Below are 26197 nucleotides of genomic sequence, written 5' to 3'. Positions count from 1 at the left end.
GAATTTCTGTCACCAACGAGGAAGGCGGGTGAGCGGGCATGGCGGTCGGCAGCGTTCCGAGGTGGGTCAGGACACTCGGCCCCGAGGCCCGCGCGCTACCGGCCGGCGAGTGGTGGGACGCGGTCCGCGTACCCCTGCACCACGGCAGGGCCGCCCTCGAACGCCTGGGCGCGAACACCGGAGCGGTGATCGAGGACGGCTATGGCGCGATCCTCTACTGGCTCATCCGCCCGTCCTCGGCCCCCGACTGGCACCTCCCCCCGACCCACCTCCTCGGCCCCGGCTGCCACGTGGCGCTCCCCCCGGCCTACCGCACGTCGGGCCCGGGCCTGTACTGGCGCATCCCGCCCTCAGCCCGTCACAACTGGACGTGCCCGGGAAAGCTGGGAGAGGCGCTGCGGGCGACGCTGCCGTAGCACCCGCCCCACCGCCCCGGCCGAACGGGCGGCGGGACGCACCTCAACGCGCCGCCGCCCCGTCCCCGAGCCGCATCTCGGCCCACACGGTCTTCCCGGACGGCAGGCGGGGCTCGACGCCCCACTACTCGACAAGGGCATCGACGATGAGCAGCCCCCGCCCGTGCTCGCCGCCGTCACCGGGCGATGGCGACGGCACGGGAACGGAAGGCCGTCCTGCTCGGCAGTCCGCGACCTCGATGCGCAGCAGAGCCATCCGGACCGCAGGCTGTGCCAGGTGGAGATGGAGGGTCAACAGAAAGCCGCGCCCAGGCACCCGTCCGTGGGCCACGGCGTTGGCGGCGAACTCACCGACGACGAGCGCGGCGGCGTACGCGGACTCGTCCTCGCCGTCCCACCCCCAGTCGGCGAGTTGTCGCACGGTGAGGAGCCGCGCGAGGCGGGCACCGCGCAGGGTGCCGTCGAACACCCGGCTGAACCGACGGCAGAGCACATCGAGTCGGTGGTCCGGGGCGGAACGAATCTCAGGCGTCATGCCACTCACCGTGTCGCCCCGCTCGTACGCTGACCACGAAGACGGCCGGTACACGGCGTGCTGGTACCGGTACGGCCGGCCACCCGTCAGGGGAGGCGGGCGTGACCGGACGGACGTACGGCACGGGGTGACGACCTGATGACGCACACGGACAGGGACGGGGACAGGAACACGGACGCGAACCGCGACCGACGGCCTCCTCCTCCACCTCCACCGGAGGACGCGGAAGGCTCGGCGGACCTCAACCAGACGGTCGGCAAGCAGTTGAGGGTGCTGCGCGAGCGAGCGGGCTGGACGCAGAGGGAACTGGGCGACCGCCTCGGCTACAGCGAAGACCTGATCGCGTCCCTGGAACGGGGCCGCCGCACCCCGCAGCCCGAGTTCCTCGACGCCGCGGACGAGGCCCTGGCGGCCGACGGCCTCCTGAAGGCGACGAAGGAGGCGGTGACCCGAGCGAAGGCCCGCGCCCGAGTCCGCCACCCGGCTTGGTTCAGGGACTACGCGCGCTTGGAGGCCGGCGCCGTAGAGATCAACTTCTTCAGCATGGTGACGGTGCCGGGCCTGTTGCAGACGGAGGACTACGCCCGGGTCACGTTCACCGTGCGGCAGCCGCTGTGGGCGGAGGAGACCATTGAGGAGCGGCTGGCGGCCAGGATGAGCCGCCAGGAGATCCTCACGAACTGGCCTCCTCCGATCGTCACGGCGGTGATCGACGAGGCGGTCCTCCGCCGCGAGATCGGCGGCCGAAAAGTCCAGCAGGACCAGCTGCGCCACCTGCTGGAGGTCGGCCGGCTCCGCAGCACCACGCTCCAGGTACTGCCTCTGGGATGCGACGAGAACCCCGGTGTGGACGGCCCGTTCGTCCTGCTGACCCCGAAGGGCAAGCCGCAGGTGGCGTACCTGGAGGTGCAGGGCACCAGCCAGCTGATCACTGACGCGGAGGAGGTACGTATTCTGGCGGCGCGCTACGGAGCCATCCGCGGGCAGGCCCTGACCCCACGCGAGTCTCTTGCCCTGATGACCGACCTCATGGGAGAGCGATGAGCACAGAGACAGCGACGACCTCGGGCTCCTCCGAACTCATCTGGTTCAAGAGCAGCTACAGCGGGGGAGAGGGCGGCGAGTGCGTGGAGGTCGCCACGACCCCGTCCACCACCCACGTCCGCGACTCGAAGAAGCCCGGAGCGGCACAACTCACAGTGGCACCAGAGAGCTGGACGGTATTCGTGAGCTTCGCGACCGATTGCTGACAAAGGCCTCTGGAGCACGAAAGAGCCGGGTGGCGGGCCTCAGACCTTGATGACGGTGACGCGTTCGCCGCACAAGGCGGTCAGGTCCTCCGGATCCGAGGTCAGGACGGTCACCGGACCGGGAGCGGCGAGGGCTGTGGCGCTGAGCATGGCGTCGATGGCGTACTTGTGGCCGTGGAGGCCGGCATCGGCGAGGAGGGCGGCGGAGTGGCGGGCGATGGGCTCGGTGACCGGCTCGACGACGAGGCGGGACAGGGTCCACTCCAGGGCGGGACGCTTGATACGGGGGTGCACCACTTCCACCAGGGTGGCGGCGGACGTGATGACCCGCAGGTCGTCGGCACGGGCGAGAGCGAGCCAGGCCGTGACCGCACGATCGCGGAGCACGGCCTTGGCCAGCCCTTCGCTGTCGAGGACGAGGGTGCCGCCGGGCAGGGCAGGAGAGGGGCTCACGCGGCCTCGACCCCGCCCTGGGCCTGCTGACGACGGGCGTCCTGAAGCTGATCACGCAGGGACTGGATCTCCTCATCGGTGACAGGACCGTGTTCGGCCTCGGCGACTTGGATGAGTTCGTTGAGGTTGTCGCGCTCGATCTGCCGTGCCACAGCAGCGGCGACGTAGGCGGACAGGCCCGAGGGGCCACTACGGGCACGAGCGGCTTCAGCGATGTCACGAGGCATCGTGATCGAGTACTTCTGGGTAGGCTCGCTCATGCTCTCCATGCTACCGCTCATGCCACCGTTATCAATGCGGATAGCAGCAAGCTGGACTCTCGCCTACGCGCACGGCTCCGGAGGAGGCTTGCATCTTACCTGTTTGTCCAGTTCAGGGCGCTTCAGGCGGCCTGGTATCGCCATCCGTCCACGAATAGTCCATGAGACTGACATGAGATTGCCCCTGTAGACGCCGCATTGCTTATCGCCCTTCCTCTGGTAGCCACAGGTCGGGGCCGAGACGGCGAAGCCGTTCCCGTCGGTCCTGGTAGCCGGGCATAGTCCGTTCGACTAGCCGCCAAAATTCCGAGCCGTGGTCTCCCCGGCGCAAATGGGCCAGTTCGTGCACAAGTACATAGTCGATCAACGTGGGCGGCAACTGCATCGTGGCCCAGTGCATGTTGAGCCGTCCGTTAAGGGAGCAGGACCCCCACCGATAGCCCAGCGGCCGTACCCGCAGGCCGGTCCACTCCGCCGCGCCCATGCGCGACGCCCAGGGCTGGATACGGCGTTTCAGCCAGGGTTCGCCCACCCCGCAGTACCAGCGAACCAGCTCCCCGGCACCGCCGTCCTCCCCCAGCTCCAGGCGGCCACGGACGAGCCGTACCCGGCTACCCGGCTCGACGATTCGCAGCCGGTAGGATCTGCCGAGGTAGGGAAAACCCTCCCCGGACACATACTCCCGGGCAGGCCTGGTCTCGCCGAGCTCCCGGCGCTCGGCGAGCTTGCCGTACAGCCACGAGCGCTTCGCCTCGATCACTCTGATCAGTTCGCCACGGGAAACCTGTGACGGAGCGACCGCGGTGACCGAGGCGTCGCGCTCGACGGTGAGTCGCACGCTCTTGCGGCGGTCGCTGACGGACACGATGACTTCGAGATCACCGACTCGCAACATCCCGGGCAGACCGTTCACCACACCAGCATGCCAGGATCAGCCTCGGGGTATGCGCCCACGGTTGTGCCTGATTACATCCAGGAGCTTTCCGGCAAGCTGGTCAAGCTGCTCGTAACCACCCAGTGCGCCCTGGTGGAGAAGGCTGAAGATTCCAAGCCGGAAATCTTCCTGATCCATTCGTTTCATCCAGAAATCGCGGCGGTGAATGGTTTGCGTCGCCATCTCGTGGATCTCTCGGGCGGCCTCGGCATAGCGCAGCTCGTGCACATCTTCGACGGAGGTGGCCAGCTCGCTCAGAATCAGTCCGTACAACCTGGTCTCCACCTCGCTGAGGCCGTGCGGGTTCTCCTGTGGATCCTCCGTCATCTCGGTGATCAGGTCCCGAAGGGCAAGTACCTGCTGGTCCCACTCGTCCTTCATCTCGGTGATGATCTGCTCGAGCCGCTCGCTCAGCAGTTGATAGCGCGCCGGGTCCTCACCACGATGCACGGTGATGTGGTGCCGGATGGCGTGTTCCATCTCGCTGGCTTTCGCCCGGGATCCGCCGGTCATCGCCTCGACCCGCTCAGCGAAATTTGATGCGGTCAGCGCGATCGGCGGAAGCTGCTGCTCGATGCCGAGCGAGGTGATGTGCTCATCGATCAACACCCGGATCTTCGCCCCGTACGCGCCTGGGTCGAACTCGCCCGCATCGACTCTGTAGCGTCGTGTCGAGGTCACCTTGATAACCATGAACCGCTTCAGATCCGGCAGGAAGGGCTTCGCCGCCGGATCAGGCAGCACGGTATTGACGGTTCTGGCAAACACGGTCAGCTCGGCGTTGAACCGGTCCCGCTTCTCAGGTTCGACGAGCTCCTGCACACAGCGTTCGATGTCCTCCGGGTCGTGGAACATCAGCCGCAACCGTCGACACTGGGGCTCCAGTTTGTTGATCTCGGTCCGGGCATCCCGCAACGCCTCTGCCACGTCGACGCTGTCGTCGGCGTCGAAATCCTCCGAAGCGAAAATCCGCAGCGCTTCCACCAGGTTCTGTGCCACGCCGCGGTAGTCGACGACCCAACCGCATTCCTTGTGGTCAGCGATGCGGTTGACCCGGGCCACCGCCTGCAGCAGGTCGTGCTCGGCCAGCTTCCGATCCATGTACATCACCTGCTCGATCGGCGCGTCGAACCCGGTGAGCAGCATCGACTTCACGATGATGAAGCCGATGTCGTTGTCTCCGAAGGGCCGGGTGAAACCTTCGATCCGGGCTTTCTGCCCGGCCTCGTTGGTCCACTCGGCATACCGGTGCTCGTCCTCGGCGTCCCCCTTCGAGATCACCGGAACGAAATCCATCCGCTTGAGCAGATCCAGATAAGTGTGTGCCCTCGCCAGCCGAGCCTGAGCGGGGCGCAGTTCCTCGGCTGGCCTGTGCAGCAGATTTTCGGGAAGTTTTTCCACGGCGGCCACGAGCTCATCCCGGGCGGTCATCAGCGCCTCACGGTAACGCAGGGTGGCGTCCCGGTCGTATGCCACCAACTGCGCCTTGAACCCTTCAGCCAGTACCTTGTCCACGTAGTGCCGCAGCATGTGCTTGGCCTTGACGTCGATGAGCTGCTGCGCAGCAGAGACCTGTCCCTTGGTCGCCCAGCGCCGCTGGAGCTGCTCACGCTCCTCCTGACTGAGGTCCTCGAACTCGTCCTCGAAGATCTCGTCTAGGTCCTGCCCGTCCCGGACCGCCGCCTTGATCCTGATCCCCTCGTACAGGATCGGCACGGTGACCCCGTCCCGTTCGGCCTCCCTGAGCCGGTACTTGTCGATGAACGGACCGAACAGCTCGATGCTGGTCTTGCGTTGACCCTTACGCGTCATGATCGGCGTTCCCGTAAAGCCGACCCTGGCCGCGTTCGGCAGCGCCTCACGTAGGTTGGCGCCCAGGGCGGCTGTGTGCGAACGGTGCGCCTCGTCGATCAGCACCAGGATCGACTCGTCGGGGTTGACCTCACTTAGCGCCGTGCGAACGGTCAGGCCCTGCCCCGTGGGTCCGCCGTCCTGGTTCTTCTGAATCATTACGAAGACCACGCCAGGACCGTGCCGACCAAGGAGCGTTCGAGCACGGGCCGCCGACTTCGCCGTGTCCACCTTCTCACCGCTGAGCTGCATGGTGGCGCTGAGCTGGTCCTGCAACTGAGTACGGTCGGTGACGACCACGACCTTGATGTCGGCCAGGTCGTCGAACGAGCGAAGCCGGCGGACCAGGAACGCCATGGTGAGGCTCTTGCCGGAACCCTGGGTGTGCCAGACGATCCCGCCCCGTCGGTCGGCATGCCCGTCCTGGCTGCGGGTCTTGCCGGTCCGCAGCCGGTGGACGGTCTTCTCCACGGCGCGGAACTGCTGGTAGCGCGGCGCCACCTTAACGGTCCTGCCCTCGTCGGTGGTCATGAACGTCACGTAGTCGTGTACGAGCGTCAGCAGCGTAGCCGGGCCGAACACCCCTGCTACCAGGATCTCCTGTCGGCTAAGCTGGTCGGGCGATTTGCCCAACCGGGCACCGAGTTCCTCCTCACGCAACGGGTACGGGTCACGCCACGGCACATAGTGTTCGTAGTCTGCGGTGAACGTGCCGAGCCGGGCGTCCTCGCCGCTGGTTACGACGGTCAGTTGCACCGTGTGGAAGAGCTTCTGGTTTCCCGTACGGATCTCACCCGACACCTGCTCGGCGTACCGGCGAATCTGACCGACCGCTTTGGCCAGGGTGCTGGTCCTGGGCTCCTTGCACTCGACAACGACCAGCGGGATGCCGTTCACGAACAGGACCACATCGGGCACGATCTGTTGGTGCCCGCCGGGAACGTCCACCCGGAACTGATTGACCAGGGTGAACTCGTTGTTCGACGGGTTCCGCCAGTCAATGAAGTGCGCCACCTGGCTCTTGCCGCCGTCCCAGTCGGACCGCCCCTCGACGGGGACCCCGTCGATCAGCAGCTTGGTGGCCAGCTTGTTGGCCTCAAGCAGACCTGGGGCGGAGATCCTGGAGAGGGCGCTGACCAACGAATCGACCTGTGTGTCATCCAGCCACTCCGCCCCATGCGGGTCACAGTTGATCCGGCGCAGCGCGGCCCGCAGCCGGTTCGCGAGCAGCACCTCGTGAAAGTCGCTCCTCCCGGAATCGTGTGGATTCCTCGGGATCACCGCGTCCTGCGGAGCACCCGCCAGATGTTCCCAGCCCATCCCCCGAAGCTGCTCCACAAGAGGACGTTCCACCAACGAATATTCCAACCGGTCCACTTACGCGCCCACCCCCACTCTGTACCCCTGAGGAAAACCGCCTGACACGGCCAGAACCCGCCTCACGCGGATGCCGCTCACGAAACGCGCCTTCGCCCCGTCAACAGGTCCTCCATGACACCTCGCTTGAGCAGTGAAGCCTTGTGCCTCTCCTCCTCGTGATGCCTGATCTCCTGCCTCAGGGCGTCGACGACCGCGACGATCCGGTCCTGTTCACGTGGCTCCGGAATCCGCACGAGCAATCCCTGCACCGACGCCCCGTTGATCTTCACCATGCTCTCGGAAGTCCCCTGAGAAATGGCCTGGATCTGCCGCCTGACGTTCGCACTCCGCAGTGCCAGCTCCAGGAACTTCGCCCGGCAGTCGGGCTTGGGTGTCAGACGCATGATCAAGTCAGGGTAGATGCAGGGTGTACCGACGTCTCGGTAGATACCCGCAAGGCCGACGAGATCCCGCGTGTTCGCGCGGCTCATCAACAGGTCACCTTCGGAGAGCAGCGCGGCCGCGTTCCGTCCGGCCTGCCTGGGAACGTGCTTGAGTTGACGCGGCGAGAATCCCGTAGTGGTGAGACAGCCGAGCCCCAGTGCCTGGACCCCGGTCCACTCGTCGGTCTCCTTCGGGGAGTATCCATTCCTGGGAGAGTGGGCGAGATGACTCCCCAGCCGGCTTTCCACGGCGATCACTTCGGCGAGCAGTTTCTCAACCAGGCCTGCCTGTCGCAGCTTGAGCTTCTCCACGACCCGGCTCTGCCAGAGGATCCGCTCGTCGAGGGTGTCGAGCATCTCTGCGATCCGCTGCTGCTCCCGCAACGCTGGAACGGCGAGCGGACAGCTCAACAGGGCGCCATTGGCAAAGTTGACCTGCGACTCGGCCATACCGGTCGTCCGCTCGTCGAGGTAGCGCTGCGGAGCGGGCAGGGAGAGCAGACCGGCGAGGACCTTCGGGACCACGCGCTTCGGATCCGGACGCAGAAGCACCATCTTGCCGGAGACGATGAGCCGGGCCGGGGACCGGTCGACATGAGCCACCACGCCGACTCGGTGACGCGGTCCGGCCTTGGTCACGACAACGTCCTGGGTCCTGACCTCGAGACCGTGGTTCCCCCAGTACTCGCGGGGTAGCAGCTTGTGCGCTCGTGGTTCCCAGCCGTCCCAGGTCACGGCTGTCGTCTTCAACAGCCCCCACTCGCGATCCCCGTGGATGTTCCGCTCTTCGCAGGTCGGGCTGGGGCCCGAAGCCACATAGCTGACAAGGTCCCGAACCGGACGAACCGCCCAGTCGGACGGAACGCTATGCGTCATAGCCGAGCTCCTTCAGATAGGAGTCCAGGCGGCCGGCGGCGGCCTCACGCCGGGCTTCCAGCCCTCGCAGGGGCATCCCGTACTTGTGGGCCCAGGTGCGGAAGGCCGACGTCATCAGACGGTGGGCGGCGTTGGTGCGGGAGCTGAGGCGGGTCGCGAGCTGGATGCGGAAGACGGTGAGGGTGAGGTCACGGCACTCGTCCGCATTCATGCCCATGGCCGCCATGCGCAGGCGAGGCATGAAGTCGCTCTCCAACGCCTTCGCTGCCCTCCGCGCGGCGGCGACATCGGCCTTGAGCTTCCTCAGCTCGGCGGCTGGCAACTGCGCCTCCGTCGGCTCCTCCTCGTCTTCCTCTTCGCCGTCGCCGGGCTTGGCGGTGGCTGCCCTGTACTGGGCGTTCAGCTCGGCATACCGGGCCTCGGCCTCCTCCAGCTCCGCCAGATAGTCAGGAATGAGCGCCGGGACGACGCGGTGATCGCGGGCCTTGCGTTTCTCGGTGGCGATCTTTTGCTTGTCCCAGTACGAGGCCTCCTCCTCGTCCATCGCGAACACCGACTCGATCGTGGTGATCCAGCCCTCTACGACGCCCTCGAAACCGCGCTGGGCGAGTGTCTTAATGTCGTACTGCGTTTCACCCCACCAGGCCGCCACCACCCCAGCCAGCTCGAACCGGTCCAGGACTCCCAGGGGGAGCAAATCGGTCACGAACGAATCGAGCAGCTCGGCCCTGATTTCCATCACCTTGCGGGAATCGGGCAACTCGACGAGGTGCTTGCTGTGCCGTGCCCACCAGTCGGCGAACGCCTCGTGCAGCCGGGCCTCCGCGGGCTCGGCGAGCGCCGGAAGCCGCTCGGCGGTCCTTTCGGGACCTTCGGGCAGGAAGTCGTAATAGTCGATGTCCCGCTCCGTGAACAGCGCCGCAGGGTCGATGCCGAACACCTGGAAGAGGTCTGTCTTGGCGCTCACTTCGGCCTTGGGGATGCCACCGTGCAGATGCGCGCGGACGTCCTGGGGCTCGGGCGGCGGGCTGTTGTCGACGTAACGCCGGATATTCAGGTTGAAATCGTTCTCCCGCAGTTCGGCGATGTCCACGACGCGGGCGAACCCTGGGATGTTCCGGTACTCGCGATAGGCCGACACGATCTTCTCGGCGTGCTGCGGATCGAGGTTGTTCTGTGCCTTGCCGACGGTGAACTCCCTGTCGGCGTTGATAAACAGCACCTTGCCGTGCCGATCTTCGGGCCGGGGCTCCGTGCCATGCAGGATCAGGATGCAGGCGGGAATTCCAGTACCGTAGAAAAGATTCGGAGCCAGACCGATCACGGCATCCAGTCGGTTGGCCTTGATGATGCCCTGGCGGATCTCCTTCTCTTTGCCGCCGCGGAACAGCACGCCGTGCGGCATGACCGTGGCGCCGATGCCGTCGGGGGCCAGCACGGCGAGGACATGCTGGGCGAACATCAGATCCGCCTTCTTCCCGGTCTCGGGTGCAAAGCCGTAGGCGAACCGCTCGGAATGCTCCATCCCCTCGAGGGAGTAATTCTGCGAGAAAGGGGGATTGGTGAGCACCCGATGGAAGCGCATCAACTCGCCGTCCTCCTTGTGGAGAGGGTTGGCGAGAGTGTCGTCATTCTCCAGGTTCGCGTTAAGCACACCGTGGAGGATCATATTCATCTTGGAGATGGCCCAGGTGCCACCGTTGTACTCCTGACCGGCCAGGGTCAGATCCCGGTGGTCCTGGCCGCGCTCCTCGATGTACTCCTTAGCGTGGATGAGCATGCCGCCCGAGCCCGAGCAGGGGTCGTAGATCCGCATGCCCGGTTCCGGCCTGACCAGCCGGACCATCATTCGGACCACTTCACGCGGAGTGTAGAACTCTCCGCCCTTCTTGCCAGCCGAGTCAGCGAACTCGCCGATCAGGTACTCGTACGCGGCGCCGAGCAGGTCAGGGAACTCGAAGTCGTCATTGCGTAGCCGGTAGCGGTCGAAGTGGTCGATGAGCTGTTGCAGACGCCTGTCGGGGATGGTCGACTGTCCGACCTTCCGCGTGAAGTCAATGTGCTCGAGAACTCCCTCGAGTGCCGCTGAGTTGGCCAGTTCCAGCTCGTTCAACGCCTTGTTGAGCAGGCTGCCCGCACCACCCTTGCGGGAGTTGTCCTTGATATACTGCCAACGCGCCTTCCCGGGCACATAGAAACTCTCACCACGGTAGAAGTTGGGCGCCTCGGCCATCCGGTCGGCTTCTTGTAGAGGCTTCCCCTGCCCCACCCACTTGTCGATCAGCTGTCCGCGCACCACATCAAACTGATCGGAGGCCCGCTTCAGGAATAGCATCCCGAAGATGTACTCCTTGAACTCAGAGGCATCCATCTTGCCGCGAAGGATGTCCGCAGCCCCAAAAAGATGCCGTTCAAGCTGCGGCAACGTGAGCTTTCCCACTCGTGGCCTCTCCCCTTGCTTGATCTTTCACTGCCCACGAAGAGTGTCGCAGGTCAGGCGCGCTGCCCGCAGGCGTGAGGGGGAACCAGTGTTACAGCAGTAGCCGTGGGGGTCAGAAGCGCTCCTACGGACCACGGCCGTGCAGTCGTACCCCTGGACGGGACCGTGGTGGATGGGCACACACGGGGATCTTCGGCGCGCCAGTCGGCGGAGCGGCTTTGGGCTGGAGTTTCAATGACCGAGTCAAGGACGCAGGGCTCTGCGGGGCTTCGTCGAGGGGGTTGTCTGTGCCCCAGCTGACGAAAGCCAGCCACGGCGGTGGGCGCGCCGACCGATTCAGGCGCGCGTGTCTCGCTGCGCCCCCGTCGGCCTCAGCCACGCTGTCAATGCCGTGACGTCGAGTTGAGTCGGGCCGGCTGAGCGGGCGGGGCGGGGGTGAAGACTCGGTTGTCTCGCAGGAGAGCCCACAGTACGTTGGCGCGGCGTCGTGCAAGAGCGACGACGGCTTGGACGTGCTTGCAGCCCTCACCCCGTTTCTTGAGGTAGTACTCCCGATTGGGGCCGTCGTGGATGATGCTGGTCTGCGCGGAGAGGTAGAAGACTCTGCGCAGGCGGCGGCTGTAGCGCTTGGGGCGGTGCAGGTTGCCGGTGCGGTGGCCGGAATCGCGTGGCACGGGGACCAGACCCGCGGCCGAGGCCAGGTGGCCTGCGCCGGGGTAGGCGGGAGGTCAGGTCGCTGGCGGCGACGACGAACTCGGCTCCGATGAAGGGGCCCATGCCGGGCTCGGCCCGAGCTGCTTCGGCGGTACGGCCGTGTCCTTTCAGGTCAACGAGGCTTGGGAGCGGTGAGATCGGTCCTTCCGCGGTAAGCCTCGTACCGCCGGAGTCCGGTGATCGGGAAGTCCTGGACGACGCACGAAACATTCGCCGCTGGTTCCTCAGGTCGTGCCCTATGGTCTTGTGGCCACATCTCTTTGCTGGTGCTATGCGGACATCTTCACTGCAGGGGCACAAGGGGTCTTGTGGAGCTGAAGGTCACGCGCTGGAAGCGGTACGGGCACGATCGTCTGTACGCGAACCTGCCCGACGGAACCGCGGTCGGCTGGGCGGACGTCAGGACGGGGGAGATCACGGTCCTGCGTGCCGAGCACCGTGACGACGTGATCGCCGTGCTGACCCGGCATCTGCAGAACAACCTCGGCCCGGTCCCGTCGGACAGAGCACCCGAGGCCGAGGCGTGTCCGACGCTGCCGCCCCTGACGCCGACCGAGGACCTGGCGGACAATCCCCCAGGGAAGTCCCTGAGCGATCGCCTCGCCGAATCCGGCCCGGGGCTGGTGAAGCGACTCGTCGCACGGCTGCTGCGACGGCCGACGCAGTGGGACTCGTGGCGAAAGGGGTTGGAGGGGGAGCGGCGCGTGGGAGCCGAGCTGAACCGCCTGACACACCAGGGTTGGCGGGTCCTGCACTCCATCCCCCTGGCCAACAACGTGGACATCGATCACCTGCTGATCGGGCCCGGCGGGGTGTTCAGCATCAACACGAAGTACCACGACAGGAGGGCCGTATGGGTCGGCGACGATGCCGTGAGAGTCGACCACGGGAAACCGGCCCCCTACGCACGCAAGAGCCGGGCGGAGGCCAAGCGAGTGGGCAAGGTGCTTGAGCACTACTGCGCCTTCCCCGTGCCGGTGGAACCGGTGCTCGTCTTCGTCGGCGTCACCGAGCTGAAGGTGGTCGCCACACAGCTCAGTGTGCGGGTGTACAAGGAACGCGAAGTCGCGGCACTGGCGCCGCTCTCAGGGGTGCTGACGCCCGAGCAGGTCGAAGAGGTGTACGGCGTCGCCCGCCATGAGCAGGCTTGGCGCCAGGCCTGAGGCTGATGAGTGCTCCTGCCGCAACGTCTCAGAACCCGGCCATGGACTTGTCGAGCACCCCGCTGTAGACGAAGTGCACGAAGCACGTGATGCCGGCCCAGACCAGGAGCGGCAGTAGGGAGCCGCGCAGCACCGACCAGACCGTGATCCATGTCGGCCCCGGAGGCAGCACGTGCGTGAATGGCCGGTGGGCAGGCGGGCCGAGACGGAACAGGGCGCCGGGAGAGCGCAGTCCGCATGTCCGCCTCGGCCCTACTCGCATTGGCGTCATACGCGTATTACGGTGTCCTTATGGCGAAGACTCGGATCAGTATCAGCCTGGAGCAGGACCAGGCCGAACGCATCAAGCGGCACGCGGAGCGGGCGGGCATGGACGTCTCGGCGTACCTGGTGCACGCCGCGACGCGGCAGATGGCCGAGAGCGATGCCATAGAGGAGCAGTTCGCAGAGGTGGATGCGCTCATTGCCCGGGCGGAGCGGGCTGCGGATGCGCTGCCCGCCGAATCCGCTCCGGAACCGGCCACGGAATTGACGGAGCAGGAGCGTCGGGAGGTCGAGGAGGCCCTGGGCCTCGTCCATGGACGGGACCGGCAGGGCCGCCGTCCGGGGCACGCCGCGTGAGCGCACGGGTGCCGGTCTACGACACCGGCATGCTCATCGCGCTCGCCGATCGCAAGGCGAAGGCGGTGGCCCTCCACGAGGGACTGCGCACGGCCCCGCACCGGGCGCTGGTGCTCGGACCGGTCCTCGCCCAGGTGTGGCGTCCCCGGCCGGCGCTCGTGCACGCCCTGTCCGGCGTCCTGAAGGACTGCACGGTTCCCCAGGCCCGTATGTCCGAGCCGCCCGTGCGTGAGACGAAGGCGGGGCGTCCGGAGTGCCTGGCCTGTGCGGCAGGCCCGGATCTGACGGACTGGCGGCGCATCGGCACCGCTTTGGGACAGGCAGTCCTGCCGGCGAAGAAGCGGCCGGACGCCGTGGACGCCTGGGTGGCGCTGGCGGCGGTCCGGCACGGCAGCGCGGTGATCTTCACCACCGACCCGGGGGACATCCACGCCTACCTGACGGTCCTCGCGCCCACGGACGTGCACGTGGTCGCCGTCTGAACAGCTGGCTGCCGCGTGGGTCCGTCCGTTGCGTGCGTGCGGGTCCAGGTCTCGTAGGCGTACCCGGTCTGGACCGTCTTGCCGCTGGCTTGGCACGGCTCGGCGCCTCAGTGGTCGACGAGGCGGTGAAGCAGAGCGGTCGGGTCACTTGCAGGGGGTTCTGGATCTCAGCCATCGAGCGTTCGAAGCTCAGGCTGAGCGCTATTGCCGATCTTGCGAACCAGCCGAATAGGCGACGCCGGGCAGCAGGGCTCAGATAGGAGGGGCGGACCCGTGACCGAAGCGGCGGGTCTCGGGAGCCATCCAGGTGTTGCCTCGGTCCTTAAACCACGCTGACCTGGGGCAACGCTTCAAGATCCCGTCCACGCCTCGTCCACGGGCCCCGGCATACGGCCGCTCCGGGCCGCACATGCCTGCACATACGCGAAGACCCCGTCCTCAGCGTTCTCGCTGATGGCGGGGTCTTTGGGCACCTTCTTCGAGGTGCCCCCGGCAGGATTCGAACCTGCGCACACGGCTCCGGAGGCCGTTGCTCTATCCCCTGAGCTACGGGGGCGTGTCTGCCGTGGTTGCGGCGACGGGTAGAACCCTACCAGCTCTCCGGGGGTGATCATGAACAGGTTTCGGTGGCCGGGGCGACCGCCGTCGCGAGGAACCTGGAGGCGAGTGCGCGGCGACGGGGGAGAGGGGGTTCGAGTCGGCATCGAACCAGCCCGATGCCGGCTTTCGGCGCGGGCTGTCCGTCCCCCGTGACCCTTCCCTCGGCCACCCCGCCCCGGCACCCGAACACCGCTACTCCCACCTGCCCCCTCCCGTACCCCACTCGGGGCGGAAGTGGGGAAAAGCCGGACGCGGTGGCCAACGCGGACCTACTCTCGAGTTGTGTCAGGCACTTCGGGTCGGGTGCTTGTTGTGGACGACAACAAGGTCATCCGGCAGCTGATCAGGGTCAACCTCGAGCTGGAGGGCTTCGAGGTCGTGACCGCCGCCGACGGTGCCGAGTGTCTGGATGTCGTCCATCACGTCCGGCCGGATGTCATCACTCTGGACGTCGTGATGCCTCGGCTCGACGGGCTGCGCACCGCCGCCCGGCTCCGCGCCGACTCCCGTACGCGGCATCTTCCGCTCGCCATCGTCAGCGCGTGCACGCAGAACGAGGTCGAGAACGGTGTCGACGTCGGCGTCGACGCCTTCCTCGCCAAGCCCTTCGAGCCCAACGATCTCGTCCGGCTCGTACGACGATTGATCGAGCGGCGCGATCACGGCGACAGCAACGACAACGGCAGCCACAGAAACAACGGCAGGCACAGCAACGGCAGCCACAGCGGCGCCAGCGGTGGCGGCACCGGCCACGCCAGTCTCGGCGATCACGTCTGAGCCGTCATGACCTGAGTGATCACGGCCGGAGCGATCTCGACCGAACAGGCACAGCCAGGCGGTCGCTGTCAGGGCGTACTCCCGGTTCGATCTTCCCGATCTCCCTGATCTCCTCGGTCTCCTTGATCTCATCGGGCTCCCCAGCCCTTCCAGCCCCCTCGGTCCCCCTTCTCGATCTCCGTCGCTGCTCAGCCGCCCCGACGCGTCCCGGCCCCCCGCCCCGGTGATCTGTGACGAACCCCCCACTCCCTCCCCGTCCACATCCCGGACCGGCGCCCCGACCGGCTCGCCTTCCCACCCCCCTCCTCCCCTACGCTTGGTCCGTGACCCCCGGACAGCTCTCGCGCACCGTCATCGGTGCCGTGCGTCGCGCCGTCGACGTGGGGGAACTGCGCGTGGCCGTGCCCGAGCGCGCCGTCGTCACGCCGCCCGGGGCCGGCGGCCGCGGTGACTACGCCACCACCATCGCGCTGCAGCTCGCCAAGCCCGCCGGGCGGCCGCCGCGGCAGGTCGCCGAGATCCTGCGGCCGTACCTGACCGCCGCCGACGAGGTCGTCGACGTCGAGATCACCGGGCCCGGGTTCCTCAACATCCACCTCGCCCCCGAGGCCGTGGCCGCCGGTCCCGCCGCCCTCGTCGCGGACATCCTCGACCGCCGTCAGGGAGACGTCCCCTACGGCCACGGCGACGCCCTCTCCGGCGAGATCGTCCAGCTCCGCGTCTCCTACGAGGTGCGCGCCGAGGTCGTCGCCGACGCCGTGGCGCGGCTCGTGGCCGCCCAGGGCGGCCGTGCCGAGGTCACCCACAGCAGGCCCGGCGAGCCCGTCACCGTCCGGCCCGTGCCCGCGCCCGAGGACCCCGCCCCGCTCGGGCCCGACGCCGCCCGCTGGGCCCTGCTGTACCCGGCCGCGCACGACCGGCCGCGCATCACCGCCGAGCACCTCGCGCAGCGCGAGAGCAACCCCCTCTTCCGCGTGCGGTACGCCCACGCCCGGGTCCGGGCCCTCCTCCGCAACGCCGCCCACCTCGGCTTCACCGCCGACGCCCACGCCGAGGCCCCTCACCCGACACAGCCCGGCCGCCCGGACCGTGCCGAGGGACCGGCAGGACCCGCCTACCCCCCCGAAGCCGCCCCCCTCCTGGCCGCCCTCGCCGATCACCCCCGCGTCCTCGCCTCCGCCGCCGTCGCCCAGGCCCCCGACCGCGTCGCCCGGCAGCTCGTCGGAATCGCCGACGGGCTGCTCGCGTTCCAGCACACGGTGCTGCCGCGCGGCGGGGAGAAACCCTCGGCCGCCCACCGTGCCCGGCTCGCGCTCGCCGAAGCCGCCGGGGCGGTGCTGGCCGGCGGCCTGTCCCTGCTCGGCATCGACGCCCCCGAACACCTCTGAGGAAGTCCACGCAGACATGAGCCGTTCCGCACACCCCGCCGGGCCCCGTCACGGAGACGTACTGCCGGAGGGGCACTACAGCGCGCCGCCCGCCGACCTCAACGCCCTCGACCCCAAGGTCTGGGCGCAGACGGTCACCCGTACCGAGGACGGCGCCGTCAGCGTCGGCGGGATCGGCGTGCAGAGGCTGGCCGAGGAGTTCGGCACCCCGGCCTACTTCATCGACGAGACCGACTTCCGGGCCCGGGCCCGCGCCTGGCGCGAGGCCTTCGGCGACGACGCCGACGTGTTCTACGCCGGCAAGGCCTTCCTCTCCCGCGCCGTCGTGCGGTGGCTGACGGAGGAGGGGCTCAACCTCGACGTCTGCTCCGGTGGCGAGCTGACCACCGCGCTGTCCGCCGGGATGCCCGCCGAGCGCATCGCCTTCCACGGCAACAACAAGTCCTCCGCCGAGATCACCCAGGCCGTCGAGGCCGGCGTCGGGCGGATCGTGCTCGACTCCTTCCAGGAGATCGTGCGGGTCGCGCACATCGCGCAGGCGCTCGGCAGGCGGCAGCGGGTGCAGATCCGGGTGACGGTCGGCGTCGAGGCGCACACGCACGAGTTCATCGCCACCGCGCACGAGGACCAGAAGTTCGGCATCGCGCTCGCCGACGGGCAGGCCGCCGAGGCCGTGCGCCGGGCCCTGACCCTCGACGGCCTGGAGCTCATCGGCATCCACAGCCACATCGGGTCGCAGATCTTCGACATGGCCGGGTTCGAGGTCGCGGCCCGGCGCGTGGTGAAGCTGCTCGCCGAGATCCGCGACGAGCACGGCGTCGAGCTGCCCGAGATCGACCTCGGCGGCGGCCTCGGCATCGCGTACACCTCGGAGGACGACCCGCGCGAGCCGCACGAGATCGCCAAGGCGCTCGGCGAGATCGTCACGCGCGAGTGCGAGGCGGCCGGGCTGCGCACGCCGCGGCTGTCGGTCGAGCCGGGGCGCGCCATCGTCGGGCCGACGGCCTTCACCCTGTACGAGGTGGGGACCATCAAGCCGCTCGAGGGGCTGCGGACGTACGTCTCCGTCGACGGGGGCATGTCCGACAACATCCGCACCGCGCTCTACGACGCCGAGTACAGCGTCGCGCTGGCCTCGCGCACCTCGGACGCGGAGCCCATGCTGGTGCGGGTCGTGGGCAAGCACTGCGAGAGCGGCGACATCGTCGTGCGCGACGCCTTCCTGCCCTCCGACCTGGCACCGGGCGACCTCATCGCGGTGCCGGCGACCGGTGCGTACTGCCGCTCGATGGCGAGCAACTACAACCACGCCCTGCGTCCACCGGTCGTCGCCGTCCGCGACGGCGAGGCCCGGGTGATCGTCCGCCGGGAGACCGAGGACGACCTGCTGCGCCTCGACGTCGGCTGACGGCCGGGGACGCAGGGGAGGGGCGGCGGAAGATCTTTCGGCTTCCGCCGCCCCGTAAATGAAATAGATGTCTCACGATCCGGACGAAGGGAAGAAACCCCCGTCCGGTGAGTGAGACTGGTCCAACCGTGACTGGTAGAGGGAATCGAGGTCGGATGATGCGTACGCGTCCGCTGAAGGTGGCGCTGCTGGGCTGTGGGGTCGTCGGCTCAGAGGTGGCGCGCATCATGACGACGCACGCCGACGACCTCGCGGCCAGGATCGGGGCGCCCGTCGAGCTGGCGGGCGTCGCGGTGCGGCGGCCCTCCAGGGTGCGCGAGGGCATCGACCCCGAGCTGGTCACCACCGACGCGACCGCGCTGGTCAAACGCGGGGACATCGACGTCGTCGTCGAGGTCATCGGCGGCATCGAGCCCGCCAGGACCCTGATCACCACCGCCTTCGAGCACGGCGCCTCCGTCGTCTCCGCCAACAAGGCGCTGCTCGCCCAGGACGGCGCCGCGCTGCACGCCGTCGCCGAGGAGCAGGGCCGGGACCTGTACTACGAGGCCGCCGTCGCCGGCGCCATCCCGCTGATCCGGCCGCTGCGCGAGTCCCTCGCCGGCGACAAGGTCAACCGCGTCCTGGGCATCGTCAACGGCACGACGAACTTCATCCTCGACAAGATGGACTCCACGGGGGCCGGGTACCAGGAAGCCCTCGACGAGGCCACCGCCCTCGGGTACGCGGAGGCCGACCCGACCGCCGACGTCGAGGGCTTCGACGCCGCCGCCAAGGCCGCGATCCTCGCCGGCATCGCCTTCCACACCCGCGTACGCCTCGACGACGTGTACCGCGAGGGCATGACCGAGGTCACCGCCGCCGACTTCGTCTCGGCGCGCCGGATGGGCTGCACCATCAAGCTGCTCGCGATCTGCGAGCGGGCCGCGGACGGCGCCTCCGTCACCGCGCGCGTGCACCCCGCGATGATCCCGCTCGACCATCCGCTGGCCTCGGTGCGCGGCGCGTACAACGCGGTGTTCGTGGAGGCGGAGGCCGCCGGGCAGCTGATGTTCTACGGGCCCGGCGCCGGCGGCTCCCCGACCGCCTCGGCCGTCCTCGGCGACCTCGTGGCCGTCTGCCGCAACCTCGTCGGCGGCGCCACGGGCCCCGGCGACTCGGCGTACGCGCAGCTGCCCGTGAGCCCCATGGGCGAGGTCGTCACGCGGTACCACATCAGTCTCGACGTGGCCGACAAGCCCGGCGTACTGGCCCAGGTGGCCACCGTCTTCGCCGAGCACGGCGTCTCCATCGACACCGTGCGCCAGCAAGGACGACAAGACGGCAACGGCGAGGCCAGTCTCGTCGTCGTCACCCATCGCGCGTCCGACGCCTCGCTGAGCGGGGTCGTCGAGGCGCTGCGCGGCCTCGACACCGTGCGGGGCGTCGCCAGCATCATGCGGGTTGAAGGAGAGTAGCCAGCAATGACCCACCAGTGGCGCGGAATCATCGAGGAGTACCGGGACCGGCTGCCGGTCTCCGACACCACCCAGGTCGTGACGCTCCGCGAGGGCGGCACGCCGCTCGTGCCCGCGCAGGTCCTCTCCGAGCGCACGGGCTGCGAGGTCCACCTCAAGGTCGAGGGCGCGAACCCGACGGGCTCCTTCAAGGACCGCGGGATGACCATGGCCATCACCCGGGCCAAGGAGGAGGGCGCGAAGGCCGTCATCTGCGCCTCCACCGGCAACACCTCCGCCAGCGCGGCCGCGTACGCGGTGCGCGCGGGGATGGTCTCCGCCGTGCTCGTGCCGCAGGGCAAGATCGCGCTGGGCAAGATGGGCCAGGCGCTGGTGCACGGCGCGAAGATCCTCCAGGTCGACGGCAACTTCGACGACTGCCTCACGCTCGCCCGCGAGCTGTCGGACAACTACCCGGTGGCGCTGGTCAATTCGGTCAACCCGGTCCGCATCGAGGGCCAGAAGACCGCCGCGTTCGAGATCGTGGACATGCTCGGCGACGCGCCCGACATCCACGTCCTGCCGGTGGGCAACGCGGGCAACATCACCGCGTACTGGAAGGGGTACGAGGAGTACGCCGCCGACGGCATCGCCGCGCGGACGCCGCGCATGTGGGGCTTCCAGGCGTCCGGTTCGGCGCCGATCGTGCGCGGCGAGGTCGTCAAGGACCCGTCGACGATCGCGACCGCGATCCGCATCGGCAACCCCGCGTCCTGGCAGTTCGCGCTGGCCGCTCGGGACGGGTCCGGCGGTCTCATCGACGAGGTGACGGACCGTGAGATCCTGCGCGCCTACCGGCTGTTGGCCGCCCAGGAGGGCGTCTTCGTCGAGCCCGCGTCGGCCGCGTCGGTCGCGGGTCTGCTGAAGGCCGCCGAGAACGGCAAGGTCGACCCGGGCCAGAAGATCGTCTGCACGGTCACCGGCAACGGCCTGAAGGACCCCGACTGGGCCGTCGCGGGCGCCCCGCAGCCGGTCACGGTGCCGGTCGACGCCGCCACCGCGGCCGAGCGCCTCGGCCTCGCCTGACGGGGAGGCCGGGAAGCCGCGGAGGGAAACCGACGTCATAGGGGGTGCACAGGGGGCTCCCGACACGCAACGTGCGCCTCCTGTGCGCCCTATGTCGCCACAGAACCTTCCTTCGATAGGCTGTACCGAACCCCCGCGGCGCATATGCCCTGCGGTGCCGCCGTCCGTGCGGCCGCCGGGCGGTCCCGCAGGTGTCGCAAGTCCTCACGTTCCGCAGTTCAAGGAGAGTCATCGAGCGATGGCCGGTCCAGCGTTCCGCGCCGCCGCCGTCCGGGTGCGCGTCCCCGCCACCAGCGCCAACCTCGGCCCGGGCTTCGACGCCCTCGGCCTGTCGCTGGGTCTCTACGACGACGTCGTCGTCCGGGTCGCCGACGCCGGACTGCACATCGACATCGCGGGTGAGGGCAGCGAGACGCTCCCGCGGGACGAGAGCCACCTGCTCGTACGGTCCCTGCGCACCGCCTTCGACCTGCTGGGCGGCCAGCCGCGCGGCCTGGAGATCGTCTGCGCCAACCGCATCCCGCACGGCCGCGGCCTCGGCTCCTCCTCCGCCGCCATCTGCGCCGGCATCGTCGCCGCCCGCGCCGTGACCATAGGCGGCGACAGCCGCCTCGACGACGCGGCCCTGCTGGAGCTCGCCACCGAGATCGAGGGCCACCCCGACAACGTCGCCGCCTGTCTGCTCGGCGGCTTCACGCTGTCCTGGATGGAGGGCGGCGCCGCCCGCGCGATCAGGATGGACCCCGCCGACTCCGTCGTCCCGGTGGTCTTCGTCCCCTCCCGCCCCGTCCTCACCGAGACCGCCCGCGGCCTGCTGCCGCGCACCGTCCCGCACGTCGACGCCGCCGCCAACGCCGGCCGTGCCGCCCTGCTCGTCGAGGCCCTGACCAGGCGCCCCGAGCTGCTGCTTCCGGCCACCGAGGACCGTCTGCACCAGGAGTACCGCGCGCCCGCCATGCCGGAGAGCGCCGCCCTGGTGGAGCGGCTGCGGGCCGACGGGGTGCCCGCGGTGATCTCCGGCGCGGGCCCGACGGTGCTCGCCCTGGCGGAGGAGTCCTCCGCCGACAAGGTCGCCCACCTCGCAGGAGAGGGCTGGGCGGCGAACACGCTGAGTCTCGACGACCGCGGAGCGAGCGTGCTGCCGCTCGCGGCCTGACACGCGGTTGCCGGATTTGGAGAGGGGGAATGTTTGTTGGATCCGGTAGTGTTAATCTCAAGTCCGCACCCGACCTCACCATGGCGCGGTGCTTCGTGTCCCCGTCCGGGACGAACATTCTTCCGGGAGCCTCCCAAGCCGCACTGTGTTTCGCTCTGAGCGGTCTGCCGAGCACGCTCCGGAACCGGCGCGACCGGACCGTCTGACACAGAACACCCAGTGCCACGGTCTCGGGAAGCGCTTCACCAGTTATCTCTCCGCCGCTGTGGCGGACCACCGCCCCGGCAGGGTCCAACACCACAAGGACCACAGCCGGACAGCACAACCGGTCGCCGAGCCAGACAGGCCGACGTCCGCTCCAGGGAAGGACCCTTCGTGAGCGACACCACCGATCTGATGGGCGCACGTGTCGAGGAGACCGCTGCCGCGCCCGCCACGGACGCCTCCGCGCCTGCCACCGGTGCCGGCTCCCGGCGGCGCCGCGGTACCGGCCTCGAGGGCATGGTGCTGGCCGAGCTGCAGCAGGTCGCATCCGGCCTCGGGATCAGGGGCACCGCGCGCATGCGCAAGAGCCAGCTGATCGAGGTCATCAAGGAGGCGCAGGCCGGGGGCGGGGCCCCCGCGAAGAGCGCCGAGACCCCCGCCGAGTCCCGCCCGAAGCGCCGGGCCACCTCGAAGGCCCGTACGGGCGAGGACGCCGCTCCCGCCGCCAGGAAGGCCGACAAGGCCGAGCAGCCCGCGGAGCAGGCCCCGGCCCAGCAGCAGATCGACATCCCCGGTCAGCCCGCCCCCAAGGCCGCCGCGCAGGAGCAGCCGGCCGCCCCCGCCGACGAGGTCCCCGCGGGCGAGCGCCGCCGGCGCCGCGCCACCGCCGAGGCCGGCAGCCCCGAGACGGTCGCCGCCGAGGCCCGTACGGACTCCAGGGCCGAGACCCCGGTGGAGAGCCGGGGCGACTCCGGCGACGGCGGCAACGCCGAGGGCCGTCAGGGCCGCCGCGACCGCCGCGACCGGGGCGACCGGGGTGACCGGGGCGACCGCGAGCGCGGTGGCCGCGACCGCGACCGCCGCGGCAAGGGCGACGACCAGCAGAACCAGGGCGGCAGCCAGCAGCGCGGCCAGCAGAGCGGCGGCCGCCAGGACCGCCAGCAGGACGACTTCGACGAGGACGGCGGCGGGCGCCGCGGGCGTCGCGGGCGCTACCGCGACCGCCGCGGGCGCCGCGGGCGCGACGACATCGCCGAGCCGCAGCTCGCCGAGGACGACGTCCTGATCCCCGTCGCGGGCATCCTCGACATCCTCGACAACTACGCGTTCATCCGGACCTCCGGCTACCTGCCGGGCCCGAACGACGTGTACGTCTCGCTGGCCCAGGTCCGCAAGAACGGCCTGCGCAAGGGCGACCACGTCACCGGCGCGGTCCGCCAGCCCAAGGAGGGCGAGCGCCGCGAGAAGTTCAACGCGCTGGTCCGTCTCGACTCCGTCAACGGCATGGCGCCCGAACACGGCCGCGGCCGCCCGGAGTTCAACAAGCTGACCCCGCTCTACCCGCAGGACCGCCTCCGCCTGGAGACCGACCCGGGCGTGCTGACCACGCGGATCATCGACCTCGTGTCGCCGATCGGCAAGGGCCAGCGCGGTCTGATCGTGGCCCCGCCGAAGACCGGCAAGACCATGATCATGCAGGCGGTCGCCAACGCGATCACGCACAACAACCCCGAGTGCCACCTGATGGTCGTCCTCGTCGACGAGCGTCCGGAAGAGGTCACCGACATGCAGCGGTCGGTCAAGGGCGAGGTCATCTCCTCGACCTTCGACCGCCCGGCCGAGGACCACACCACCGTCGCCGAGCTGGCCATCGAGCGCGCCAAGCGCCTGGTGGAGCTGGGTCACGACGTGGTCGTGCTGCTCGACTCGATCACGCGTCTGGGCCGTGCGTACAACCTCGCGGCCCCGGCCTCCGGCCGCATCCTGTCCGGTGGTGTCGACTCCACGGCCCTGTACCCGCCGAAGCGCTTCTTCGGTGCCGCGCGCAACATCGAGGACGGCGGCTCGCTGACCATCCTCGCCACCGCGCTCGTCGACACCGGGTCCCGCATGGACGAGGTGATCTTCGAGGAGTTCAAGGGCACCGGCAACATGGAGCTCAAGCTCGACCGGAAGCTCGCCGACAAGCGCATCTTCCCGGCCGTCGACGTCGACGCCTCGGGCACGCGCAAGGAGGAGATCCTGCTCAGCGGCGAGGAGCTGGGCATCGTCTGGAAGCTGCGCCGGGTGCTGCACGCGCTCGACCAGCAGCAGGCGATCGAGCTGCTCCTGGACAAGATGAAGCAGACGAAGTCGAACGCCGAGTTCCTGCTGCAGATCCAGAAGACGACGCCGGCGCCGGGCAACGGCGACTGACGTCCGCTCTTCCGCGGTCTTTCGGGCCGCCCCCGTCGCCTGGAGCGACGGGGGCGGCCCTCGTCGTACCGGCGCCCGGCCCACCTGCACAGGGTCGGCCCGGGGCCGGCGCCCGGCCCGGCCGCGCGGGGCGGTCCGGGTACCGGCCCCCGCCCGCCCGCACGGGGCGGCCCGGCGCGCCCGCCCCGCCCGCGTGTACACCGTCCGGGTCACCCGGCCGCGCGAGACCTTTGCCCCACGGGAAGGGGCCGCCCCCTGGTCACGGCGTTACCGTGGAGGAAACGGAAAGCGCAGGTGGACGGCCGAATGGCGGTACACGCCCGGATCATGCGCGCATGCCGGGCCACAGGGCGGACACAAGGTGTTGTGCAACCCTTTTTTCGTTTTCAACGTCTGACGGGACAAGTCCCGACAAGGGGGTCGTACCGGCCCCGCCCCGGAAGCATGGGGGTCCCCCGACCGACCGCGAGCCGAGAACCGAGGAGCACATGCCCGCCGAGACCACGCCGGACACCGGCGGCACGAGCCCCCGCGAGAGCGCCGGGGGGCGCCGTCGCAAGTCCCGGAGCAAGCGCCGCAAGGCCCTCCTCGTCGCCGCGTGGACCGCGGCCGGGGTGGTCGCCCTGGGCGGGACCGGACTCGGCTACCTGTACTTCCACCTCAACGGCAACATCAGGAGCATCGACATCGACCAGGCCCTGGGCGCGGACCGGCCCACCGACGTCGACAACGGCTCGCAGGACGTCCTCGTCCTCGGCTCCGACTCGCGCTCGGGCGGCAACGGCGAGCTCGGCGGCGGCAGCGACGACGGCACCGCCCGCTCGGACACCGCGATGATCGTGCACCTCTACGAGGGCCACAAGAAGGCCAGCGTGGTCTCCATACCCCGCGACACCCTCGTCGACCGGCCCTCCTGCACCGACGCCGACGGCACCACGCACGAGGCGGCGTCGCAGGTCATGTTCAACTCGGCGTACTCCACCGGAGGCGCCGTCTGCGCGGTCAAGACCGTCGAGTCGATGACCGGCATCCGCATGGACCACTACATGGAGATCGACTTCAGCGGCTTCCGGCAGCTCATCGACGACCTCGGGGGCGTGAGGATCACCACCACCGAGGACATCGACGACCCGGACAGCCATCTGGACCTGGAGGCGGGCACCCACACACTCGACGGCGAGCAGGCCCTGGGCCTGGTGCGCACCCGGCACGGCGTGGGCGACGGCAGCGACCTCGGCCGCATCCAGCTCCAGCAGGCGTTCGTGCGGGCCCTCGTCGACCGGGTCGAGCAGCTCGGCGTCCTGACCAGCCCGAAGAAGCTGTACGACCTCGCGGACACCGCGACGAGGACCGTCACCACCGACTCCGGCCTGGCCTCCGTCAAGGACCTGGCGTCGTTCGCGGGCGGCCTGAAGGGCCTCAGCTCCTCGCACATGGACATGGTCACGATGCCGGTCCAGTACGACAGCGCGGACGGCAACCGCGTGCTCGTCGACGAGGACCGCTCCGCCCGGGTGTGGAGCGCGCTCAGGGCGGACAGGTCCATACCGGCGAGCGCCACGGAGGGCACGGCCTCGGGCGACGCCAAGAACGTCGTCAACGAGGGCTGACGCCCCTTCGCGCATGCCGGCGGGCCCCCGGCGCCGCGCACCGGCCGGTCCGCCGCCGCGGGGCCGCTCCGGAACGGCCCGCGCGGGCGTGTGCCGGCCGTCCGCCGGCCGCCCGGGAATATCCGGCTCCGCCCCCCGGTTTTGGGGGATGCGGCCGGTCCTGGCAGACTGGTACGCCGGTCCCGGTTCACGCTCCCGCATCCCGCGGTCTGCGACCCGGTGCCCTCCCGGAACTAGGAGAGACCCTTGAAGCGCGACATCCACCCCGAGTACGTCGAGACGCAGGTCAGCTGCACCTGTGGCGCGTCGTTCACCACCCGCAGCACGATCGAGAGCGGCACCATCCGCGCCGAGGTCTGCTCCGAGTGCCACCCGTTCTACACGGGCAAGCAGAAGATCCTCGACACCGGTGGCCGCGTGGCCCGCTTCGAGGCCCGCTTCGGCAAGGCTGCCGCTGCCAAGAAGTAGCGAGCCACGAGCGCCGGTCCACCACGGCCCCCTTCCAGCACTTCCGGGGGCCTTGGAGGACCGGCGCTTTG

Annotated in this window: 23 protein-coding genes, 1 tRNA gene and 1 pseudogene; 15 read left to right on the top strand and 10 right to left on the bottom strand. The window is 69.2% G+C overall.

What is annotated here, in order from left to right; all coding sequences use genetic code 11:
- The first annotated feature begins 38 nt into the window (after positions 1–38).
- On the top strand, positions 39–416 hold the full coding sequence (locus IE271_RS03615) for a hypothetical protein (protein ID WP_190188669.1): 378 nt from the start codon (positions 39–41) through the stop codon (positions 414–416).
- A 124-nt stretch (positions 417–540) separates the two neighbouring features.
- On the opposite strand, the gene IE271_RS03610 is transcribed toward IE271_RS03615, so the two are convergent.
- Positions 541–951: an ATP-binding protein gene (locus tag IE271_RS03610; RefSeq protein WP_190188668.1), complete on the bottom strand. Its 411-nt coding sequence runs from the start codon at positions 949–951 to the stop codon at positions 541–543.
- Positions 952–1089: 138 nt separating this feature from the next.
- Between IE271_RS03610 and IE271_RS03605 the strand changes: the two genes are divergently transcribed.
- Entirely contained in the window at positions 1090–1995 is a 906-nt protein-coding gene (locus IE271_RS03605; RefSeq protein ID WP_190188667.1) for a helix-turn-helix domain-containing protein, read from the top strand.
- Positions 1992–2201, top strand: a complete 210-nt coding sequence (locus IE271_RS03600) for a DUF397 domain-containing protein (RefSeq protein WP_190188666.1) — start codon at positions 1992–1994, stop codon at positions 2199–2201. Before IE271_RS03605 ends, IE271_RS03600 begins: the two co-directional genes overlap by 4 nt.
- Before the next feature lie 39 nt (positions 2202–2240).
- On the opposite strand, the gene IE271_RS03595 is transcribed toward IE271_RS03600, so the two are convergent.
- The 7 genes and pseudogenes from IE271_RS03595 to IE271_RS03565 all read right to left on the bottom strand — a co-directional run.
- Positions 2241–2654: a type II toxin-antitoxin system VapC family toxin gene (locus IE271_RS03595; RefSeq protein WP_190188665.1), complete on the bottom strand. Its 414-nt coding sequence runs from the start codon at positions 2652–2654 to the stop codon at positions 2241–2243.
- On the bottom strand, positions 2651–2914 hold the full coding sequence (locus IE271_RS03590) for a CopG family transcriptional regulator (RefSeq protein WP_190188664.1): 264 nt from the start codon (positions 2912–2914) through the stop codon (positions 2651–2653). Before IE271_RS03590 ends, IE271_RS03595 begins: the two co-directional genes overlap by 4 nt.
- Positions 2915–3116: 202 nt before the next feature.
- Positions 3117–3827 carry a M48 family metallopeptidase gene (locus tag IE271_RS03585; protein ID WP_190188663.1) on the bottom strand — a complete coding sequence of 237 codons (711 nt, stop codon included), beginning with the start codon at positions 3825–3827 and terminating at the stop codon, positions 3117–3119.
- A gap of 18 nt (positions 3828–3845) precedes the next feature.
- Positions 3846–7052 (bottom strand): type I restriction endonuclease subunit R, encoded by a 3207-nt coding sequence (locus IE271_RS03580; protein WP_268256170.1) that lies wholly within the window; start codon positions 7050–7052, stop codon positions 3846–3848.
- A 101-nt stretch (positions 7053–7153) separates the two neighbouring features.
- Positions 7154–8377, bottom strand: a complete 1224-nt coding sequence (locus IE271_RS03575) for a restriction endonuclease subunit S domain-containing protein (RefSeq protein WP_190188661.1) — start codon at positions 8375–8377, stop codon at positions 7154–7156.
- Positions 8367–10817, bottom strand: coding sequence for a type I restriction-modification system subunit M (locus tag IE271_RS03570; RefSeq protein WP_190188660.1), 2451 nt, complete (start codon positions 10815–10817; stop codon positions 8367–8369). The genes IE271_RS03575 and IE271_RS03570 overlap by 11 nt, the downstream gene beginning before the upstream one ends.
- Before the next feature lie 383 nt (positions 10818–11200).
- Positions 11201–11600: pseudogene (locus IE271_RS03565) on the bottom strand (transposase); the annotation flags it as partial.
- Positions 11601–11839: 239 nt separating this feature from the next.
- Between IE271_RS03565 and IE271_RS03560 the strand changes: the two are divergent.
- On the top strand, positions 11840–12694 hold the full coding sequence (locus IE271_RS03560) for a nuclease-related domain-containing protein (RefSeq protein ID WP_190188659.1): 855 nt from the start codon (positions 11840–11842) through the stop codon (positions 12692–12694).
- A 28-nt stretch (positions 12695–12722) separates the two neighbouring features.
- Here the strand turns inward: IE271_RS03560 and IE271_RS03555 are convergent, their stop codons facing one another.
- Positions 12723–12866: a hypothetical protein gene (locus tag IE271_RS03555; protein ID WP_190188658.1), complete on the bottom strand. Its 144-nt coding sequence runs from the start codon at positions 12864–12866 to the stop codon at positions 12723–12725.
- A gap of 119 nt (positions 12867–12985) precedes the next feature.
- On the opposite strand from IE271_RS03555, the gene IE271_RS03550 reads away from it, so the two are divergent.
- Both IE271_RS03550 and IE271_RS03545 read left to right on the top strand, forming a co-directional pair.
- Positions 12986–13315: a plasmid mobilization protein gene (locus tag IE271_RS03550; protein WP_190188657.1), complete on the top strand. Its 330-nt coding sequence runs from the start codon at positions 12986–12988 to the stop codon at positions 13313–13315.
- The gene (locus tag IE271_RS03545; RefSeq protein WP_190188656.1) at positions 13312–13797 is read left to right on the top strand and encodes a PIN domain-containing protein; all 486 of its coding nucleotides are present in this window, start codon (positions 13312–13314) and stop codon (positions 13795–13797) included. The genes IE271_RS03550 and IE271_RS03545 overlap by 4 nt, the downstream gene beginning before the upstream one ends.
- Before the next feature lie 484 nt (positions 13798–14281).
- Here IE271_RS03545 and IE271_RS03540 read toward each other — a convergent pair.
- Positions 14282–14353, bottom strand: a tRNA-Arg gene (locus IE271_RS03540).
- Between the two features lie 278 nt (positions 14354–14631).
- On the opposite strand from IE271_RS03540, the gene IE271_RS03535 reads away from it, so the two are divergent.
- The 9 genes from IE271_RS03535 to rpmE all read left to right on the top strand — a co-directional run bounded on the left by IE271_RS03535 (position 14632) and on the right by rpmE (position 26126).
- Complete coding sequence (locus tag IE271_RS03535) at positions 14632–15174, top strand: response regulator (protein ID WP_190188655.1); 543 nt, start codon at positions 14632–14634, stop codon at positions 15172–15174.
- A gap of 323 nt (positions 15175–15497) precedes the next feature.
- Positions 15498–16562, top strand: a complete 1065-nt coding sequence (gene nrtL / locus IE271_RS03530) for an ArgS-related anticodon-binding protein NrtL (RefSeq protein WP_190188654.1) — start codon at positions 15498–15500, stop codon at positions 16560–16562.
- Between the two features lie 16 nt (positions 16563–16578).
- Positions 16579–17970 (top strand): diaminopimelate decarboxylase, encoded by a 1392-nt coding sequence (gene lysA / locus IE271_RS03525; RefSeq protein WP_190188653.1) that lies wholly within the window; start codon positions 16579–16581, stop codon positions 17968–17970.
- Between the two features lie 155 nt (positions 17971–18125).
- Positions 18126–19427, top strand: coding sequence for a homoserine dehydrogenase (locus IE271_RS03520; RefSeq protein ID WP_190188652.1), 1302 nt, complete (start codon positions 18126–18128; stop codon positions 19425–19427).
- 6 nt (positions 19428–19433) lie between these two features.
- A complete protein-coding gene (gene thrC / locus IE271_RS03515; RefSeq protein ID WP_190188651.1) occupies positions 19434–20492 on the top strand; it encodes a threonine synthase in 1059 nt (352 codons plus the stop codon).
- Between the two features lie 238 nt (positions 20493–20730).
- Positions 20731–21648: a homoserine kinase gene (gene thrB, locus IE271_RS03510; protein WP_190188650.1), complete on the top strand. Its 918-nt coding sequence runs from the start codon at positions 20731–20733 to the stop codon at positions 21646–21648.
- 375 nt (positions 21649–22023) lie between these two features.
- Positions 22024–24048, top strand: a complete 2025-nt coding sequence (gene rho, locus IE271_RS03505; RefSeq protein WP_190188649.1) for a transcription termination factor Rho — start codon at positions 22024–22026, stop codon at positions 24046–24048.
- Positions 24049–24536: 488 nt separating this feature from the next.
- A complete protein-coding gene (locus IE271_RS03500) occupies positions 24537–25658 on the top strand; it encodes an LCP family protein (protein ID WP_190188648.1) in 1122 nt (373 codons plus the stop codon).
- A 246-nt stretch (positions 25659–25904) separates the two neighbouring features.
- Positions 25905–26126, top strand: a complete 222-nt coding sequence (gene rpmE / locus IE271_RS03495; protein WP_028804216.1) for a 50S ribosomal protein L31 — start codon at positions 25905–25907, stop codon at positions 26124–26126.
- The last annotated feature ends 71 nt before the right edge of the window (positions 26127–26197 follow it).

Source organism: Streptomyces minutiscleroticus (assembly GCF_014650875.1).
Taxonomy (GTDB): domain Bacteria; phylum Actinomycetota; class Actinomycetes; order Streptomycetales; family Streptomycetaceae; genus Streptomyces; species Streptomyces minutiscleroticus.
This window is presented reverse-complemented; position numbering and strand designations above follow the sequence as displayed.